Source organism: Streptococcus sp. AM28-20 (genome assembly GCF_003603595.1).
In the GTDB taxonomy this organism is placed as follows: domain Bacteria; phylum Bacillota; class Bacilli; order Lactobacillales; family Streptococcaceae; genus Streptococcus; species Streptococcus ilei.
Genome location: NZ_QTNK01000001.1, coordinates 431,227 through 448,388, shown reverse-complemented (window position 1 = coordinate 448,388; position 17,162 = coordinate 431,227). Strand labels below are relative to the sequence as shown.

The 17,162-nt window shown below is 42.5% G+C and carries 13 protein-coding genes, 3 tRNA genes and 1 pseudogene; 3 read left to right on the top strand and 14 right to left on the bottom strand.

The features are described 5' to 3' along the window. The first annotated feature begins 91 nt into the window (after positions 1 to 91). Positions 92 to 736 carry a redox-sensing transcriptional repressor Rex gene (locus DW738_RS02330; RefSeq protein WP_123160216.1) on the top strand — a complete coding sequence of 215 codons (645 nt, stop codon included), beginning with the start codon at positions 92 to 94 and terminating at the stop codon, positions 734 to 736. A 188-nt stretch (positions 737 to 924) separates the two neighbouring features. Here DW738_RS02330 and radC read toward each other — a convergent pair whose 3' ends face one another. From radC to gyrA, 4 genes are all read right to left on the bottom strand, one after another. Continuing rightward, positions 925 to 1,608, bottom strand: coding sequence for a DNA repair protein RadC (gene radC, locus DW738_RS02325; protein WP_023023154.1), 684 nt, complete (start codon positions 1,606 to 1,608; stop codon positions 925 to 927). A 62-nt stretch (positions 1,609 to 1,670) separates the two neighbouring features. Further along, positions 1,671 to 1,949 carry a hypothetical protein gene (locus DW738_RS02320; RefSeq protein WP_023023152.1) on the bottom strand — a complete coding sequence of 93 codons (279 nt, stop codon included), beginning with the start codon at positions 1,947 to 1,949 and terminating at the stop codon, positions 1,671 to 1,673. 153 nt (positions 1,950 to 2,102) lie between these two features. Further along, positions 2,103 to 2,849, bottom strand: coding sequence for a class A sortase (locus tag DW738_RS02315; protein ID WP_023023150.1), 747 nt, complete (start codon positions 2,847 to 2,849; stop codon positions 2,103 to 2,105). An 8-nt stretch (positions 2,850 to 2,857) separates the two neighbouring features. Further along, positions 2,858 to 5,314, bottom strand: coding sequence for a DNA gyrase subunit A (gene gyrA, locus DW738_RS02310; RefSeq protein WP_123160215.1), 2,457 nt, complete (start codon positions 5,312 to 5,314; stop codon positions 2,858 to 2,860). Between the two features lie 194 nt (positions 5,315 to 5,508). On the opposite strand from gyrA, the gene DW738_RS02305 reads away from it, so the two are divergent. After that, on the top strand, positions 5,509 to 6,495 hold the full coding sequence (locus DW738_RS02305; protein WP_061563935.1) for an L-lactate dehydrogenase: 987 nt from the start codon (positions 5,509 to 5,511) through the stop codon (positions 6,493 to 6,495). Positions 6,496 to 6,639: 144 nt separating this feature from the next. Here the strand turns inward: DW738_RS02305 and DW738_RS02300 are convergent. The 10 genes and pseudogenes from DW738_RS02300 to parE form a co-directional block, all read right to left on the bottom strand. Continuing rightward, positions 6,640 to 6,711 (bottom strand) — tRNA-Arg (locus tag DW738_RS02300). Between the two features lie 76 nt (positions 6,712 to 6,787). Beyond that, entirely contained in the window at positions 6,788 to 7,987 is a 1,200-nt protein-coding gene (rpsA, locus tag DW738_RS02295; protein WP_006596419.1) for a 30S ribosomal protein S1, read from the bottom strand. Between the two features lie 167 nt (positions 7,988 to 8,154). Then, positions 8,155 to 8,226: transfer RNA gene (locus DW738_RS02290), tRNA-Gln, on the bottom strand. A 9-nt stretch (positions 8,227 to 8,235) separates the two neighbouring features. Then, positions 8,236 to 8,316 (bottom strand) — tRNA-Tyr (locus DW738_RS02285). A gap of 52 nt (positions 8,317 to 8,368) precedes the next feature. Next, entirely contained in the window at positions 8,369 to 8,599 is a 231-nt protein-coding gene (locus DW738_RS02280; protein WP_123160214.1) for a DUF2969 domain-containing protein, read from the bottom strand. A gap of 305 nt (positions 8,600 to 8,904) precedes the next feature. Next, positions 8,905 to 9,933 (bottom strand): annotated as a pseudogene (locus DW738_RS02270) (branched-chain amino acid aminotransferase); the annotation flags it as partial. A 169-nt stretch (positions 9,934 to 10,102) separates the two neighbouring features. Next, positions 10,103 to 12,556, bottom strand: a complete 2,454-nt coding sequence (parC, locus tag DW738_RS02265) for a DNA topoisomerase IV subunit A (RefSeq protein ID WP_123160212.1) — start codon at positions 12,554 to 12,556, stop codon at positions 10,103 to 10,105. 218 nt (positions 12,557 to 12,774) lie between these two features. Then, positions 12,775 to 13,593, bottom strand: a complete 819-nt coding sequence (locus DW738_RS02260) for an aminoglycoside 6-adenylyltransferase (RefSeq protein ID WP_123160211.1) — start codon at positions 13,591 to 13,593, stop codon at positions 12,775 to 12,777. Positions 13,594 to 13,715: 122 nt separating this feature from the next. Continuing rightward, entirely contained in the window at positions 13,716 to 14,120 is a 405-nt protein-coding gene (locus DW738_RS02255; RefSeq protein WP_023023138.1) for a YkvA family protein, read from the bottom strand. A 53-nt stretch (positions 14,121 to 14,173) separates the two neighbouring features. Next, the gene (gene parE / locus DW738_RS02250) at positions 14,174 to 16,123 is read right to left on the bottom strand and encodes a DNA topoisomerase IV subunit B (protein WP_117744216.1); all 1,950 of its coding nucleotides are present in this window, start codon (positions 16,121 to 16,123) and stop codon (positions 14,174 to 14,176) included. Between the two features lie 188 nt (positions 16,124 to 16,311). On the opposite strand from parE, the gene plsY reads away from it, so the two are divergent. After that, positions 16,312 to 16,956, top strand: a complete 645-nt coding sequence (plsY, locus tag DW738_RS02245; protein ID WP_174705356.1) for a glycerol-3-phosphate 1-O-acyltransferase PlsY — start codon at positions 16,312 to 16,314, stop codon at positions 16,954 to 16,956. Positions 16,957 to 17,162: the final 206 nt, after the last annotated feature.

The window sequence follows — 17,162 nt, the reverse complement described above, 5'->3', positions numbered from 1 at the left end:
AAAGAAAACACCATTTTGGTGTTTTTTTAGTAGAAGATAGTTGCTTTATTCACAAACTTTTTATACAATAGATTTGAAAGGTTGTGATATTGTGAAACAAGATAAGACTAATCCAATTCCTCGTGCTACTGCCAAACGACTCTCCCTGTATTACCGCATTTTTAAACGCTTTAATGCAGAGAAGATCGAGCGAGCAAATTCAAAACAGATTGCTGAAGCCATCGGTATCGACTCCGCGACTGTTCGTCGCGACTTCTCCTACTTCGGAGAGTTAGGACGACGTGGTTTTGGTTATGATGTCAAAAAGTTAATGAACTTCTTCGCAGATCTCTTAAATGATAACTCCATCACCAATGTTGCTATCGTCGGGATTGGAAATATGGGAAGTGCCCTGCTTCACTATCGCTTCCATGAGCGAAACAAAATGAAAATTGTTATGGCATTTGATACGGATGATCATGACTTAGTCGGTACTAAAAGTAAAGATAACATTCCGATTTACGGCATCTCCACACTAAAAGAAAAACTAGAGGGACAAGAGATTCAAACAGCTATTTTAACCGTTCCAAGTGTAAAATCTCAAGAAGTTGCAGATTTACTGGTTGAAGCTGGTATCAAGGGAATCCTTAGCTTTTCTCCAGTACACCTAACAGTTCCAAAGGATGTGGTTGTTCAATATGTTGATCTAACCAGCGAACTGCAAACCCTTCTCTACTTTATGCGCAAAAATACATGACAAAATGAGGCTAGGACAAAAGTCCTAGCCTCTCAATTGTCTTTGGATTGTCGAGCAAGACGCAGTGCTTGAGTGGGCTCTACTACGCTGAGTTCATCAGCTTTTATAGCCCTACTCAACTGTGCGGTGGTTGGACGACGAAATCGAATTCTAACGAATGACCGATTTCTATCCCACTCTCTTTCTGTCTATACCAATAAGTCTGTCTCCTCTCGGTAGCTATAATAATCATCAGTTGAGACAATCAGATGGTCAAGAAAAACAATTCCAAGACAATTACAGGCTTCAATCATTTGTTGGGTGACACCATCATCATTCTTACTCGGATGAATGATTCCAGATGGATGGTTGTGAACAAGGATTAAAGACGTCGCCATATGCTTGATGGCATAATGCAAGATCTCTCGAGGTTCTGCAATGCTACGATTGACTGTTCCGATAAAAATCACTTGCTGATGGATAATTTGGTTCTGGGTATTCAGATACAAGGCCAGTAAATGCTCTTGTTTCTCATGGCCGATCTTTTGCTGCATCATCTTTGCAAGCTTCTGACTACTCATAATTTGTTCTGTTTCAATCACTTGGGAAGTCTGGATTCGTTTCCCAAGTTCAATAGCAGCTAACAGCTCAATTGCCTTTACTTTCCCAATCCCTGGAACTTCCTGTAGCTCCTGAAAGCTCATACTAGCCAATTCCTTTAAGCTCTTTAGTGAGCCTAAGAGCTCCTGTGCGATCTCGTAGACTGTTTTATTTTTGTTCCCCGTCCGTAATAAGATGGACAGCAATTCTTGATTACTGAGCTTATCAGGGCCTTCTGTAAGCAAGCGTTCTCTAGGTAAAAGACTAGCTTCTTGAAATACAATATGATACATAAAAAACCTCCTCAATTAATAATTCGCAATTGAGGAGGAAAATGGATGAGTCTGTATAAAATTTATATAGGACAAACTACTTCTCTTAGGTTTTCAAGGATTCGAGTTTCTTCATTTGAGAAGTTAATTCTATAGCCTTCTTGCACTTGTTCCAAGGTCCTTAGGAATTGACGAATTTCGTATCGAATTAAGTGTTCTTGATCATCAGGAAGGTTTTCAATGGTTTTAAAGACCTGTTCAACTTCGTAGATTCCCTTGGTAATGAGTCCCGTTTTTGGAAAATCATTGACCAGTAAGCCGTAGAAATTTCTTAGCAGAGTATAGATATCTTCTGTAGGCATTCGGTTCCTCCAAGCTTCTTTCTATCACTCTTCTATTATAAAATAGAAAGCATGCAAAAATATGTCAGTCAGGTAACATTTTATGACTATCCTCTTACAAATTGGCAGAAAATTAACAGAAAAAAAGAGGTCAAGGACCTCTTTTTTTGTTGATTATAATTGCATTTGATTATAAGATTTTGTGAAAGCTTCTAGGATATCTTTTGGTGCTTTTGAGTAATCTACTGAAGTTTCCAAAGTACCTTTTACAATCGTACGATAAGTTGCTGCGGCATCCTCACAGGTCACCAAGGTAATTTCATTTACCCCTTCTCGATCTGCAATGACATCGACCCGATCTGGCGTTACTGTCTCAACAGAATTGATGACATAGGTATAGACCTTTTCCTTATCAGTGATATAGATTTTCATTCCAGCTTTGGCATGTTCTAATGGGGAAAAGAGCATTTCATTTGCCCCAGTCAAACCAAAGACATGGTGACTAGCTAAGGAGTAATTCCTTTGCCCCATAACCTGGTCCTCTTTCATGGTACCTGCTCCATAATAAAGCCCCACATTATCTAAGCCTTTAAAAATCGGAAGGTTCATCTTCAATTCTGGAATTGCAATTCCTCCAATAACAGGTAACTTTTGTGCCTGCCATTGGGCATTGATGACAGATTCTGTAGACAGCGATTTGACTTCTTTAAAATCAAAGCTAGTCTTAGCCTCTTTATTCTTATCGATGGTCTTTTTCGATACCTTGTTGACCTGGTACTGATTGGTATGCCAAACCATGATCATGTTCCGAATCGGAGCATTAAAAATCAGAGCGATAGACAAAAGGATCAGCAAGGTAGCAAAGATATTAATCAAGCGATTGCGTAAGCTTGTTTTCTTCTTTTTTCTTCTTGAAGCCATTGTTCACCCTACCCTTCACTTTCAGTTTCTGACTCATCTTTTTCGTCAGCTTGAACCGTTGTAAAGGTTACGATTTGGGCATCTTGATCCAGACGCATGACTTTCACACCCATAGTCGAACGTCCAGTTTGAGAAATATTCGCGACGCTTGTACGAATCATGACGCCTGTATTGGTGATAATCATCAAATCCTCATCTCCTTTGACAGTCATGAGACCGGCAAGAGGACCATTTTTCTCAGCCACATTCGCAGTTTTAATCCCTTTACCACCACGTCCTTTGGTTGGATACTCATCAGCACGCGTGCGTTTACCATATCCCTTTTCAGTGATAATCAATACTTCATCTTGATCTGTAATCACGCTTGCACCGACCACTTGATCCCCCGGACGAAGGTTGACACCTCGGACACCAGTTGCTGAACGTCCCATATTCCGAACAACAGACTCTTTGAAACGAACAGAATACCCAAATTTAGTCCCAATGATAACGTCAGCATTCCCATCAGTAAGGAAGACGTTGATTAGCTCATCCTCATCTTTGAGGTTAAGAGCTTTCAAGCCATTTTGACGGATGTTGGCAAACTCGGCCACACTGGTCCGTTTAACTAGTCCAGAACGCGTTGTAAAGAAGAGATAGGAGTCTTCACTACGATCCTGAGCGACGTTAATAATGGTCTGAATGGATTCTCCGTCATCTAACTTGAGCAAGTTGACAATTGGAAGTCCCTTAGCTGTACGGCCGTATTCAGGGATTTCATAGCCTTTCAGACGGTAAACCCGTCCCTTATTGGTAAAGAAGAGCAAACGATCATGGGTGCTGGTAGAAACCAATTCACGGACAAAGTCATCATCTTTGACTCCTGTACCTTGAACACCACGTCCCCCACGTTTTTGAGCAGTAAATTCATCTTGATCCAATCGTTTGATGTAACCCTTGTTAGAGAGAGTAATCAAGACATTGCTTTCTTCGATCAAATCTTCGTCTTCTAGTGATAGAACTTCTCCTACCATCAATTCTGTCCGACGTGGATCTCCAAACTTCCGTTTGACCTCGTCCAATTCTTCCTTGATAATCGCAACTACACGCTCTGGCTTGGCTAAAATATCAGCAAGATCAGCAATCAAGGCAACGAGATCATCGTATTCGCTTTGAATCTTGTCACGTTCCAAACCAGTCAAACGACGAAGACGCATATCCAAGATAGCTTGGCTTTGACGCTCAGAAAGCTTGAACTTACTCATCAATTCTGCTTGTGCTTCTGCATCTGTCTGGCTATTACGGATGATTTTAATCACTTCATCGATGTGATCAAGAGCGATTAAGAGACCTTCCAAGATATGGGCACGAGCTTCCGCCTTCTCTTTATCAAAGATGGTCCGACGAGTCACCACTTCTTTTTGGTGCTCAATATAAGATCCTAAAATCTCACGAAGAGAGAGAATCTTAGGGACACCATTTTGGATAGCCAACATGTTGAAACCAAAGTTGGTTTGCATTTGGGTCATCTTGAAGAGGTTGTTTAAGATAACATTGGCTGAAGCATCGCGACGGACTTCGATGACGAAACGAACCCCTTCCCGGTTAGACTCATCCCGAACTGCTGTAATCCCATCGATTCGTTTTTCTTGAACCAAACGAACGATATGCTCATGCACTTTGGTCTTGTTGACCATATAAGGAAATTCTGTAACGACAATGCGTTCACGGCCTGTCTTGGTCTCTTCAATTTCCGTCCGAGACCGCAAGACAATCGAGCCTTTTCCTGTTTCATAGGCCTTATGAATACCCGATTTGCCCATGACCAAGGCTCCGGTAGGGAAATCTGGTCCAGGAAGCACCTCCATCAGCTCACGTGTGGTCACATCAGGATTGTCCATCATTAGCTTGACAGCATCAATAGACTCACCGAGGTTGTGTGGAGGAATATTTGTCGCCATCCCTACCGCAATCCCTGTAGCCCCATTGACTAACAAGTTAGGGAAGCGAGCTGGAAGGACGTTTGGTTCGCGTTCACTGGCATCATAGTTATCTGTGAAATCAACTGTATTCTTGTTGATATCCCGAAGCATTTCAAGAGCAATCTTGCTCATACGAGCTTCTGTATACCGTTGGGCCGCGGCTCCATCACCATCCATTGAACCAAAGTTCCCATGCCCATCTACAAGCATATAACGATAGCTCCACCATTGAGCCATCCGAACCATAGCCTCATAAATAGAGAAGTCCCCGTGTGGATGGTACTTACCCATAACATCCCCAGTAATACGGGCAGATTTCTTATGTGGTTTATCTGGAGTAACCCCAAGTTCATTCATTCCATAAAGGATCCGACGATGAACTGGCTTTAAACCATCCCGCACGTCAGGAAGAGCCCGAGACACGATAACACTCATAGCGTAATCGATAAAACTGGTCTTCATTTCTGATGTTAAATTAACATCAATTAAATTATTATCCTGCATTAAAACAATGCCTCTCTTTAATTAATTCACTCTACTATTATAACATATTCTGCCTTATTTTTCTGGTTTCTAACACATTCATAAAAACGTTTACATAGGCAAAATGGTCGTAATTCCGTGACAAAAAAATGCAAAAGTGGTAGAATAAAACCGAATGGGGAAAGCCCAAAAAAAATGAAGGAGACGTTTAGAAAATGACTTTAACTAAACAACATAAAAAAGTTATCCTTGTTGGTGATGGTGCGGTAGGTTCATCTTACGCTTTTGCACTTGTTACTCAAGGAATCGCACAAGAACTTGGTATCATCGAAATCCCTCAATTATTTGAAAAAGCGGTTGGTGATGCAGAAGACCTTAGCCATGCCCTTGCCTTCACTTCACCTAAGAAGATCTATGCTGCTAAGTACGAAGACTGTGCGGATGCGGACTTAGTTGTTATTACAGCTGGCGCTCCTCAAAAACCAGGCGAAACTCGTCTTGACCTCGTTGGTAAAAACCTTGCCATCAACAAATCAATCGTTGAACAAGTTGTTGCTTCTGGTTTCGACGGTATCTTCCTTGTTGCTGCTAACCCAGTTGACGTTTTGACTTACTCAACTTGGAAATTCTCAGGTTTCCCTAAAGAACGTGTTATCGGTTCAGGTACTTCACTTGACTCAGCTCGTTTCCGTCAAGCACTTGCTGAAAAAATCGGCGTTGATGCTCGTTCAGTTCACGCCTACATCATGGGTGAACACGGTGACTCAGAGTTCGCTGTTTGGTCACACGCTAACGTTGCCGGTGTGAAATTGGAACAATGGTTGCAAGCTAACCGTGACTTGGACGAAGCTGACCTTGTAGATCTCTTCATCTCTGTCCGTGATGCTGCTTACTCAATCATCAACAAGAAAGGGGCTACTTACTACGGTATCGCCGTTGCCCTTGCTCGTATCACTCGTGCCATCCTTGATGACGAGAATGCCGTACTTCCACTTTCAGTCTTCCAAGAAGGCCAATACGGAGTCGAAAACGTCTTTATCGGTCAACCAGCTATCGTTGGTGCCCACGGTATCGTTCGACCAGTAAATATTCCATTGAACGACGCTGAAACACAAAAAATGCAAGCATCTGCAAAAGAATTGCAAGCAATTATCGATGAAGCATGGAAGAATCCAGAATTCCAAGCAGCTTCTAAAAACTAAGCAAATAATCAAACACCATGTCTAGGACATGGTGTTTTTTTATCTTATAAACATTAAAAAGGAGACCCGAAGGCCTGCTCCTACTTTTTAAATTCCTTCTTGCCTAGAAACAAAAAAGAGAGCCTCTCAGCTCTCCTATCGTCATCCACCCTGAGAGAATCGAACTCCCATCTCAAGAACCGGAATCTTACGTGATATCCATTACACTAAGGGTGGCAACTATGATAGTATATCAAAAAATCGATCATTTTACAAGAAAAAAAAGCTTGCCCAAGCAAGCTTTTTAGTATGATTACAATTCAATGTCACCAAACAAGTCAGCCATTGAGAATCCAGTTTGAGTTTCTGGAAGTTCAAAGTCACGTTTTTCTTGTTTTGGACGACGTGGACGTTGTTGACGTTTTTCTTGTTTTTCGCCTTCTTCTTGAGCTGGACGTTCTTCAAGAGCTTTGATAGAAAGTGATACACGTTCATCAGCAGCATTCACTTCAAGAACTTTAACAGTTACTTCTTGTCCAACTTTAAGCACATCTTTTGGATTTTCAACACGTTTGTGTGAAATTTGTGAGATGTGAACAAGTCCATCGATACCAGGCAATACTTCAACGAATGCACCGAAGTCAGTCAAACGTTTAACAGTTCCTTCGATTACATCACCAGCAGCCAATTTTTGTTCAACGCCATCCCATGGGCCAGGTGTTGTAGCTTTCAATGAAAGTGATACACGACCTTCTTCTTCGTTCAAGTCAAGAACTTTCACTTCGATTTCTTCACCAACAGTTACAACTGATTTAGGTGAAACGTTGCGTTCGTGTGACAATTCAGTCAAGTGAACCAATCCATCAACACCACCAAGGTCGATGAAAGCACCGAAGCTAGTGATACGAGCAACTTTACCAGTTACAACATCGCCAACGTTCAATTTACCAAATACTTCAGCGCGAGCTGCAGCTGATGCAGCTTCAACAACTTCACGACGAGAAAGGATGAAGCGGTTTTCTTTTGCGTCAACTTCTTTGATTTTAGCATCAAATTCTTGACCTACGAAACGTTCAGTGTTACGTACAAAACGAGTATCAAGCATTGAAGCTGGAATAAATCCACGAAGTCCTTCAAATTCTACTGAAAGTCCGCCCTTAACAGCGCGAGTTCCTTTAACAGTAACAACTTCTTCTTCACGTCCGACCAATTTGTCCCATGCTTTGCGAGCTTCCAAACGTTTTTTAGATACAAGGTAAGTTACTGTATCAGTATCTTTACCAACTACTTGACGAAGAACAAGCAATTCAAGTGTTTCACCTGGTTTAACCAAGTCATTGATGTCAGCATCACGATCGTTTGTCAATTCGCGAAGAGTCAAGACACCTTCGACACCAGTTCCAGAGATTGCAACGTTAGCTTGTGTAGCGTCAACTGTCAAAACTTCAGCAGTAACAACATCACCTGGCTCAACTTGGCTAACACTGTTTAGCAAATCTTCAAATTCATTCATCTAAAAAATCCTCCAACAATCAAGTTTTCTAAACTTGACATACTTATAATTATTTTTCCTAAGCAAGCACTCGCAACGAAATCAAAATGATCTACAACGACTTCTTCATATAAAGAAATAAAATACCTGAGTAGATATTTTACCACCTTATCTGATATTACCTAGAACTGGGGTAGCTGGATTCGAACCAACGCATGAGGGAGTCAAAGTCCCTTGCCTTACCGCTTGGCTATACCCCAAACATAGAATGGAGAGAGAGGGATTCGAACCCCCGAACCCGAAGGAGCGGATTTACAGTCCGCCGCGTTTAGCCTCTTCGCTATCTCTCCAAGCAAATCAACAGACACAATTATACCATTGATTAAATGAAAATGCAACCCCTTATTTGTTCAAATTATAATTTTCGATGGCAGTTTCTACTGCTTTTTCAAGGGATTTAAAAAGACTATCTACGGATCCGTTTTTCACAAGAGCAAACTGAGCACCCATATCAGCAATCTGAGCAATAGCCTTTTTTCCAATCGTTAATTGGTATCCATCAAAGGTTTCCTTACCAACAACCACTTTACTATCTGCAATTTGAATTTCAATTTTTTTATCTTTCTTACTCATTCTTCCACCTCATTTCAACCCCTTTATTTTACAAAATTTTTCACATGCTTGCAAGCCGAAAATGTTTAATGATTAAATTATTTCATTTCGCAGCTATCTGCTTCTGGCAAAAAAAGAGAGAGTGGGACAGAAATAGGTAATTCGTTAGAATTCGATTTCGTCGTCCAAACTCCGCACAGTTGAGTAGGGCTGTAAAAGCTGATGAAATCAGCGTAGTAGAGCCCACTCAACCACTGCGTCTTGCTCGACAATCCAAAAATAATTGAGAGGCTAGGACTTTTGTCCTAGCCTCTCTCATACTTGGTTTATTCAGTTACCTTGAAAATCCATCCTTCTGGCGCTTCAATATCACCAAACTGGATGCCTGTTAATTCATCATAAAGCTTCCGGGTAATTGGTCCTACTTCTGTTTCTGAATAGAAGACATGGAAGTCATCTCCATGTTGAACTCCACCAATAGGAGAAATGACTGCTGCTGTTCCACAAGCACCTGCTTCAACAAAGCGGTCTAGATGATCAATTGGCACATCCCCTTCGATTGGTGTCAAACCAAGACGATGCTCTGCTAGATAGAGCAAGGAATATTTGGTAATTGATGGCAAGATGGAAGGACTCAGTGGAGTGACAAACTCATTATCAGCAGTGATACCAAAGAAGTTAGCAGATCCGACTTCCTCAATCTTGGTATGGGTCGCTGGATCCAAGTAAATCACGTCTGAGAAATTCCGAGTCTTGGCTAATTTACCAGGTAAGAGGCTAGCGGCATAGTTTCCACCAACTTTCGCTGCACCTGTCCCATGAGGAGCTGCTCGATCATACTCATCTTGAATCAGGAAGTTGGTTGGGACCAAGCCACCCTTGAAGTAGTTTCCTACTGGCATTGCAAAGATGGTAAAAATGTATTCTTCTGCTGGTTTCACCCCAATGATATCCCCTACCCCAATCAACAAGGGGCGAAGATAGAGAGTTCCACCAGTCCCATACGGTGGGACATATTCTTCATTGGCACGAACTACTGCTTTACAAGCTTCCACAAACATATCCGTTGGTACTTGAGGCATCAAAAGACGATCTGCCGTCCGTTGCAGGCGTTTGGCATTTTCATCTGGACGGAACAATTGAACACTGCCATCCTTTGTCCGATAAGCCTTCAAGCCTTCAAAAGCTTGCTGCCCATAGTGCAAACTTGGGGAAGATTCAGAGATATGAAGAGTAGCATCTTCAGATAGCTCTCCCTTCTCCCAGGCTCCATTACGGTAATAGGCGATATAACGGTAAGGTAATTTCATATAAGAAAATCCAAGGTTTTCCCAATCAAGTGATACTGTCATTTTGTTTTCCTTCTTCCATTCAAGACTTGCTAACTAGCAAGAGCCACCACAAGGGATGACTTTATTCATGTACTCTATTTTACACCATTTCATGAGAATTTCAAGTGATGTTTGCAATTTTCAGAAAATTTATCTATCAAAAAAGTCAGCCACAAATGAGCTGACTTTTATCTTATTTTACTCTAGCAGTAAAGACTTCTTGATCAGAGATTTGATCGTTGATAAAGGAACCATTGCTGGTTCGTTCTGACAAGCTGAGCTGGGTAAGATCCACTTCTGTCACTTGACCTGTTGTCGAGGTGATTTGAAGGATCTGATCTTGCTCTACTACTTCTTCCTGGCTCGTAAAGAGATCGAAATCGCCTTGGTCTGTAAAGACTGGACCTGCCTTGAAGACGCGGTGTGGCTTAGACTTCAGCTCACGTAAGACTTGAAGTCCACGTTTAGCGCGGCTGGTCACAGGAATATCGTCTTGCGACATCCGTTTGAGACTGCCTCGTTGGGTCAGAATATACATACTTGGTGTTGTAGACTTAAAGACGGCTACCACCTGATCCCCATCTTTGAGGTTGATGGCTTTAACCCCTGCTGCTTTAGCCCCAACCACTGGGACTTCTTCAATATTGAAGCGCAGACCATAACCATTTTGGGTAATGATCATGATGTCTTCCAGAACAACTGGCGCTACAGCGACAATGCGATCCGCATCATCTTTCAGCTTAGCATACTTCGTTGATTTGGAACGATAGGTCCGCCATGGGCTCAATTCCTTGCGTTCAAAGCGCTTGATTTGTCCCTGTTGGGTAGCTGCGAAGTAGGTCACGCCCTCAAACTGATCCACAATCTCCGCAAAAATAATTTCTTCTTCCTGCTCGAAATTGGTCAAGGTCTGACTGAGGTGTTCGCCGATGTCCTTCCACTTGGTATCCGCTAATTCATGAACAGGTCGATAAATGGCATTTCCCAAGTTGGTAAAGAGTAAGAGATGCTGGGTAGTCTTAGCAGGCTCTACAAAAATCAATTCATCGTCGTCCCTCTTACCGACTTCTTCCACTGTAGATGCATTGAAAGAACGAGGAGAGGTTCGTTTGATATAACCAGCACGGGTTACGCTAACGAAGGTTTCTTCTTCGACAATGAGACTAGCTGTATCAATCTCGATCGTCTTAGCGGTGTCTTGCAACTCACTGCGACGCGGATTGCCAAAGAGTTTCTTAACTTCACGCAATTCCTTCTTCATGAGATTGAACATGGTCCGTTCATCCCCAATGATGGCTGCCAAAGTCGCAATTTGCTCCTTGAGGTTAGCATGCTCTTCTTCCAAGGTCACGATATCTGTATTGGTCAAGCGGTACAATTGCAAGGTAACAATGGCTTCTGCTTGTTCTTCCGTGAAATCGTAGCTGACTTTGAGGTTTTCCTTGGCATCCGCCTTGTTATCAGAAGCACGGATCAGAGCGATGACTTCATCAAGGATAGAAATGACGCGGATCAAGCCCTCTACGATGTGGAGGCGTCGTTCCGCCTTTTCCTTGTCAAAGCGAGAGCGAGCGACAATGATATCTCGACGGTGAGAGATGTAGCTAGACAAAATCGGCACAATCCCCACTTGACGAGGGGTATAGTTGTCGATTGCCACCATATTGAAGTTGTAGTTAACCTGCAAATCTGTATACTTGAACAAGTAGTTCAAGATCAAGTCTGCATTGGCATCTTTCTTCAACTCAATGGCAATGCGAAGACCATCCCGGTCAGACTCATCCCGAACCTCAGCAATACCGGCCACCTTGTTGTTAACGCGAACATCGTCAATCTTCTTGACCAAGACAGCCTTATTGATTTCATAAGGGATCTCAGTGACGATGATTTGTTGCTTGCCGCCTTTGAGTTGCTCTATTTCTGTCTTAGAACGAACAACCACCCGTCCCTTACCTGTTTCATAGGCTTTCTTGATCTCATCGCGACCTTGAATAATGGCACCTGTCGGGAAATCAGGCCCAGGCAAAAATTCCATGAGTTTGTCTACCTTAGCAGATGGATGGTCGATCATGTAGACCACAGCATCGATGACTTCAGCAAGGTTATGAGGCGGAATATCTGTCGCGTAACCAGCTGAAATCCCTGTTGCCCCATTGACCAAAAGGTTTGGAAAGGCAGCAGGCAAAACGGTTGGCTCTTTTTCTGTATCATCAAAGTTCCAGGCAAACGGAACGGTGTTCTTTTCGATATCTTGAAGGAGATAACCAGCAATTTCAGATAGACGGGCTTCAGTATAACGCATGGCAGCTGGTGGATCCCCATCCATGGAACCATTATTTCCGTGCATTTCGACTAGAATTTCACGGTTTTTCCAGTCTTGAGACATACGGACCATGGCATCATAGATGGAAATATCCCCGTGAGGGTGGAAATTCCCCATGATATTTCCGACAGACTTGGCAGACTTGCGGTAGCCCTTGTCATGGGTATTGCCATCCTTATTCATAGAATAAAGAATCCGCCGTTGAACAGGTTTCAAGCCATCCCGAATATCAGGAAGAGCCCGTTCTTGAATAATGTATTTGGAGTAGCGACCAAAGCGCTCTCCCATGATGTCCTCCAGGGACATGATTTGAATATTACTCATATAAGATACAAAGCCCGTAAAATACAAAGTGAAAATAGGAAATTCTTGCAGTGAGCGATGCTCACAAGAGAGTTTATCTTTTTCACACAGTATTTAGGGCGTGTTCAACTCCTTTCAAAGAATGTAGAGTAGTTTCTTTATAGAGGAAGGTGTTCAGTTACATTCTGAAACCAAACTATCCCTTCTCTAGTTTGAAGTGTTTAAAATAAGTCGAATAATCAATGATTCGAGAGTTCCTCTTCAGCATAAGTCATCATCTTCTCAGCCACTTCCTGATCATAGGCAAATCCCATCTTTTTAGCCAATTTTTGCGCTTCACAATCGAATAGCTTCATGGTAGCAAATAAGGATTGACTAACCTTCTCTAAACTAGATAGATCAAGAAGTGCTGAGAACTCCTTCTCTTGCTCAGCTTGTAGATACTGGAAGAGGTACTTGTAGTTCTTTCCGATATCAATTGCTCCCCTATCGCTTGTCACCTGCCAAGCTAAGACCTTGAGGAATTCTTGCTGGCAAATGCCATAGAGGTGATCGGTAGCATAAATAAGCTGATTTCTACGAATCCCTTTGACGACATAAGTCGATACCCACCAAAATTCATTGCAGGATGCTGCAAATTCCTCTTCGGTAGGCGGACAAATCCAGTAGCGCTTGGCATTAGGCAGATAATCTTCAAACAAACCTTTGTCGTCTTTTATAATTTCAAAATTTGATTCACTATCCACCCACTCTTGAATGTGCTCCTTGGGACAGAGAGTCAAATCGATGCGGTTGCCATCTTCAAAGAGCATGAGATAAAGGTATCGATGACCAAGTAAATTGTGCTGTTCAATCAGACGGTTACCAAACCGGTTTAGCCAAGATAAATCTGAAATCAGGTCTTCTAGATCCTCAACAATATAAACCACATCATAATCTTGAAACTCATCTTTTGGGGAATGTGAAGTAGTCCGCGATCCAGAAAAGGCTACTGCTTCTACTTTCAGAGATTCAGCAATTTGCACAATCAGTTTCATCATTTCTGTATCAGTTCTCATTTTAATACCTTTTTATAGTTGAACCTACATTTTAAATTAAAAATCTATTTAGATTATTTTTATGATTGTATTTTTTAGAAACTTAGACAGCTGAATAAAGTGAATTATAATCTCCACTCTTATCACTTGTCATTTGATTGACGCCATTCTTTATAGGACTCTATGTCTTTTTTTACCATAGACAAACAAAACGAAACAACTGCCATGTCATCTACATATCCAACACCTGGAATAAAGTCAGGAATAAGATCAATTGGAGACGCAAAATAAATAAGCGCACTAGTAACAGCTAAAATGGTTCCATAGGGGACAGAAGTATATTTTCCTTCTGCAAAATTTTTTACTAAAGATATCATGACTGGAATAATAGACAACTCCTTTCCAATCATTGGAATTTCTTCAATCTTTGTCTCTAACCCGCGCAAAAATTTATCTAATTTATCTTTATCATTTAATAAGGCTTTAGACCTTCCGTACCCACTCTCAAGAGCTTGCTTTACCTGCTCTTTATTCATACTATTTGCCATAGGATATTTCTCCACTAATTTATTAACAAATCAATTAAATAAAAATAGAATCTTTAAAACGCTGTCGTTTCTTCCAAGGTAAACTTAACGTTATCTTCGATCCATTGGCGGCGAGGTGCAGCCTTATCACCCATTAGGACCGAGACGCGACGTTCTGCACGCGCCAAGTCGTCAATGGTGACGCGGATTAAGGTGCGGGTTTCTGGGTTCATGGTAGTTTCCCAAAGTTGGTCCGCATTCATTTCCCCCAACCCTTTGTAGCGTTGGAGGGTTGCCCCACGGCCAAAGGTCCGGCGTAGGTCTTCCAATTCACTATCTGTCCAGGCATAAGCCACTTCTTCTTTCTTCCCTTTGCCCTTAGACATCTTGTAAAGAGGAGGCATGGCGATATAGACCCGTCCTGCTTCAACCAAAGGACGCATATAGCGATAGAAGAAAGTGAGGAGCAAGGTCTGAATGTGTGCCCCATCCGTATCCGCATCGGTCATGATGATGATCTTGTCATAGTTGGCATCTTCAATCGTAAAGTCAGCCCCTACTCCAGCACCGATGGTATAGATCATGGTATTGATTTCTTCGTTTTTGAGGATATCGCTCATATTGGCCTTCTCAGTATTCAGAACCTTCCCTCGAAGTGGAAGGATGGCCTGGAACTTACGGTCTCGACCTTGCTTGGCCGATCCACCGGCTGAGTCTCCTTCGACTAGATAGAGTTCATTCTTGGAGGCATTCTTGGACTGAGCCGGGGTCAATTTCCCAGATAAGAGTCCCTTGTCCTTCTTGTTCTTCTTGCCATTTCGACTCTCATCACGCGCCTTCCGAGCTGCTTCACGCGCATCCCGGGCCTTGATAGCCTTGCGAATCAGATTGGAAGCTAGTTCCCCATTTTCCATGAGGAAGAAGGTCAATTTGTCTGCGACAATCCCATCAACGACTGGTCGAGCAAGGGGGCTTCCTAGTTTGTCCTTGGTTTGCCCTTCAAACTGCAAATGGGCCTCTGGAACCAAGATCGAAAGAACAGCGGAAAGGCCTTCACGATAGTCTGATCCCTCTAGGTTCTTGTCTTTTTCTTTGAGGAGACCTGTCTTTCTTGCATAGTCGTTCATGGCCTTGGTAATGGCTGTCTTAAGACCGGTCTCGTGGGTTCCCCCATCCTTAGTGCGGACATTATTAACAAAGGACAAGATGTTGTCAGAATAGCCATCATTGTATTGGAGAGCGACTTCTACTTGGAAGCCTTCTGATTCTCCATTAAAGTAAAGAACCGGCGTCAAGGTTTCCTTATCTTCATTTAAGTACTCAACGAAATCCTGAACCCCATTCTCGTAATGGAAGGCCACATAGTTGTCTTCTTCCTTACGTAGATCTGTCAGCGTCAGCGTTACGTCTTTAAGCAAGAAAGCTGATTCTTTGATCCGCTCAGCAATGGTATTAAACTTGAAATCCGTCGTTGAGAAAATAGTTGGATCCGGCATAAAGGTAACCTTGGTCCCTGTCTTAGACTTAGGAGCCGTTCCTATCTTCTCAAGAGTGGTAACAGGCTTACCGCCATCTTCAAAGCGTTGCTTGTAGACCGCTCCATCACGAGTTATCTCAACCTCAAGCCAGCTAGAGAGAGCATTCACGACGGAAGATCCCACCCCATGGAGACCACCAGAGGTCTTATAGCCACCTTGACCAAACTTCCCACCTGCGTGAAGGACCGTAAAGATAACCTCAACGGTTGGTTTGCCCATGGCATGCATCCCTGTCGGCATCCCCCGACCTTGGTCAGCTACAGATAAGGACCCGTCTTTATTGATGGTGACATCAATTTGAGAACCAAAACCTGATAGAGCTTCATCGACGGCATTGTCGACAATTTCCCAGACCAAATGGTGGAGACCATTTCCATCTGTCGATCCGATATACATCCCTGGACGTTTACGGACCGCATCCAACCCTTCTAGTACCTGAATGGCATCGTCATTGTAATTATTAATGTTGATTTCCTTTTTAGACACAAGGAACCTCCTGTTTGTTCATCTTTTCTATATTACAGCTTTTTAGGAAATTTTGCAAAATTTTTCTTTCTTCCCTCCCTTTCAGTAGCCCATTTAAGTGCGATTAGCTTTAACCGACTATCCGATGTGACAGTTATGGACAAAAATTTCTTTTTCATTCAAAGTAATTTTGATATAATGAAACTATGATGAAAACAATTCTTTTACTCGTATTAGCCTACTTATTAGGCTCTATCCCTTCTGGTTTGTGGATTGGGAAAGCCTTCTTTAACATCAATCTACGGGAACACGGTTCTGGAAATACAGGGACCACCAATACCTTTCGCATTTTAGGGACGAAGGCAGGTCTGGTCGTCTTTGCTGTTGATTTCCTCAAGGGAACCTTGGCTGTTTTATTGCCGACCATTTTTGGGGTTTCAGGAATTTCTCCTATGGTCTTCGGTCTTTTAGCGGTCCTTGGGCACACCTTCCCGATTTTTGCAGGCTTTAAAGGAGGCAAGGCAGTAGCGACCAGTGCAGGGGTCCTCATCGGCTTCTCCCCTCTCTTTCTATTTATCTTAGCTATTTATTTCTTTACTAGCCTCTACTTGACAAGTATGATTTCCTTTTCAAGTGTGACGGTCGCTATTCTGGCTAGTATTGGAGTCCTGATCCTGCCTCTGACTGGTTGGATCCTCCCGAGCTACGACCTGATTTTCACCATCGTCGTCCTCGCACTGGCAACCTTGATTATCATCCGCCACAAGGACAACATCAAACGAATCCTCAACAAGAATGAAAACATCGTCACTTGGGGCAAAAACATCACCCACCAAAAACAAAAAGGGGAGTAGGACAGAACGAATTTTGAATAAAAATCGTTCGTTGGCCCACCCCCGCAAGGCTGATTAGGTCATCTTTGGAGCTTAAAAGGCGAACAAAGATGCCAATCAGCTACTGCGTCTTTCAGTTATAACTACCATATATAAGAGACTGGACACTTTATGCCCAGCCTCTTTTTTATGTTCAATAATAGAAGGTCTTTAGATGAAAGCAAAGA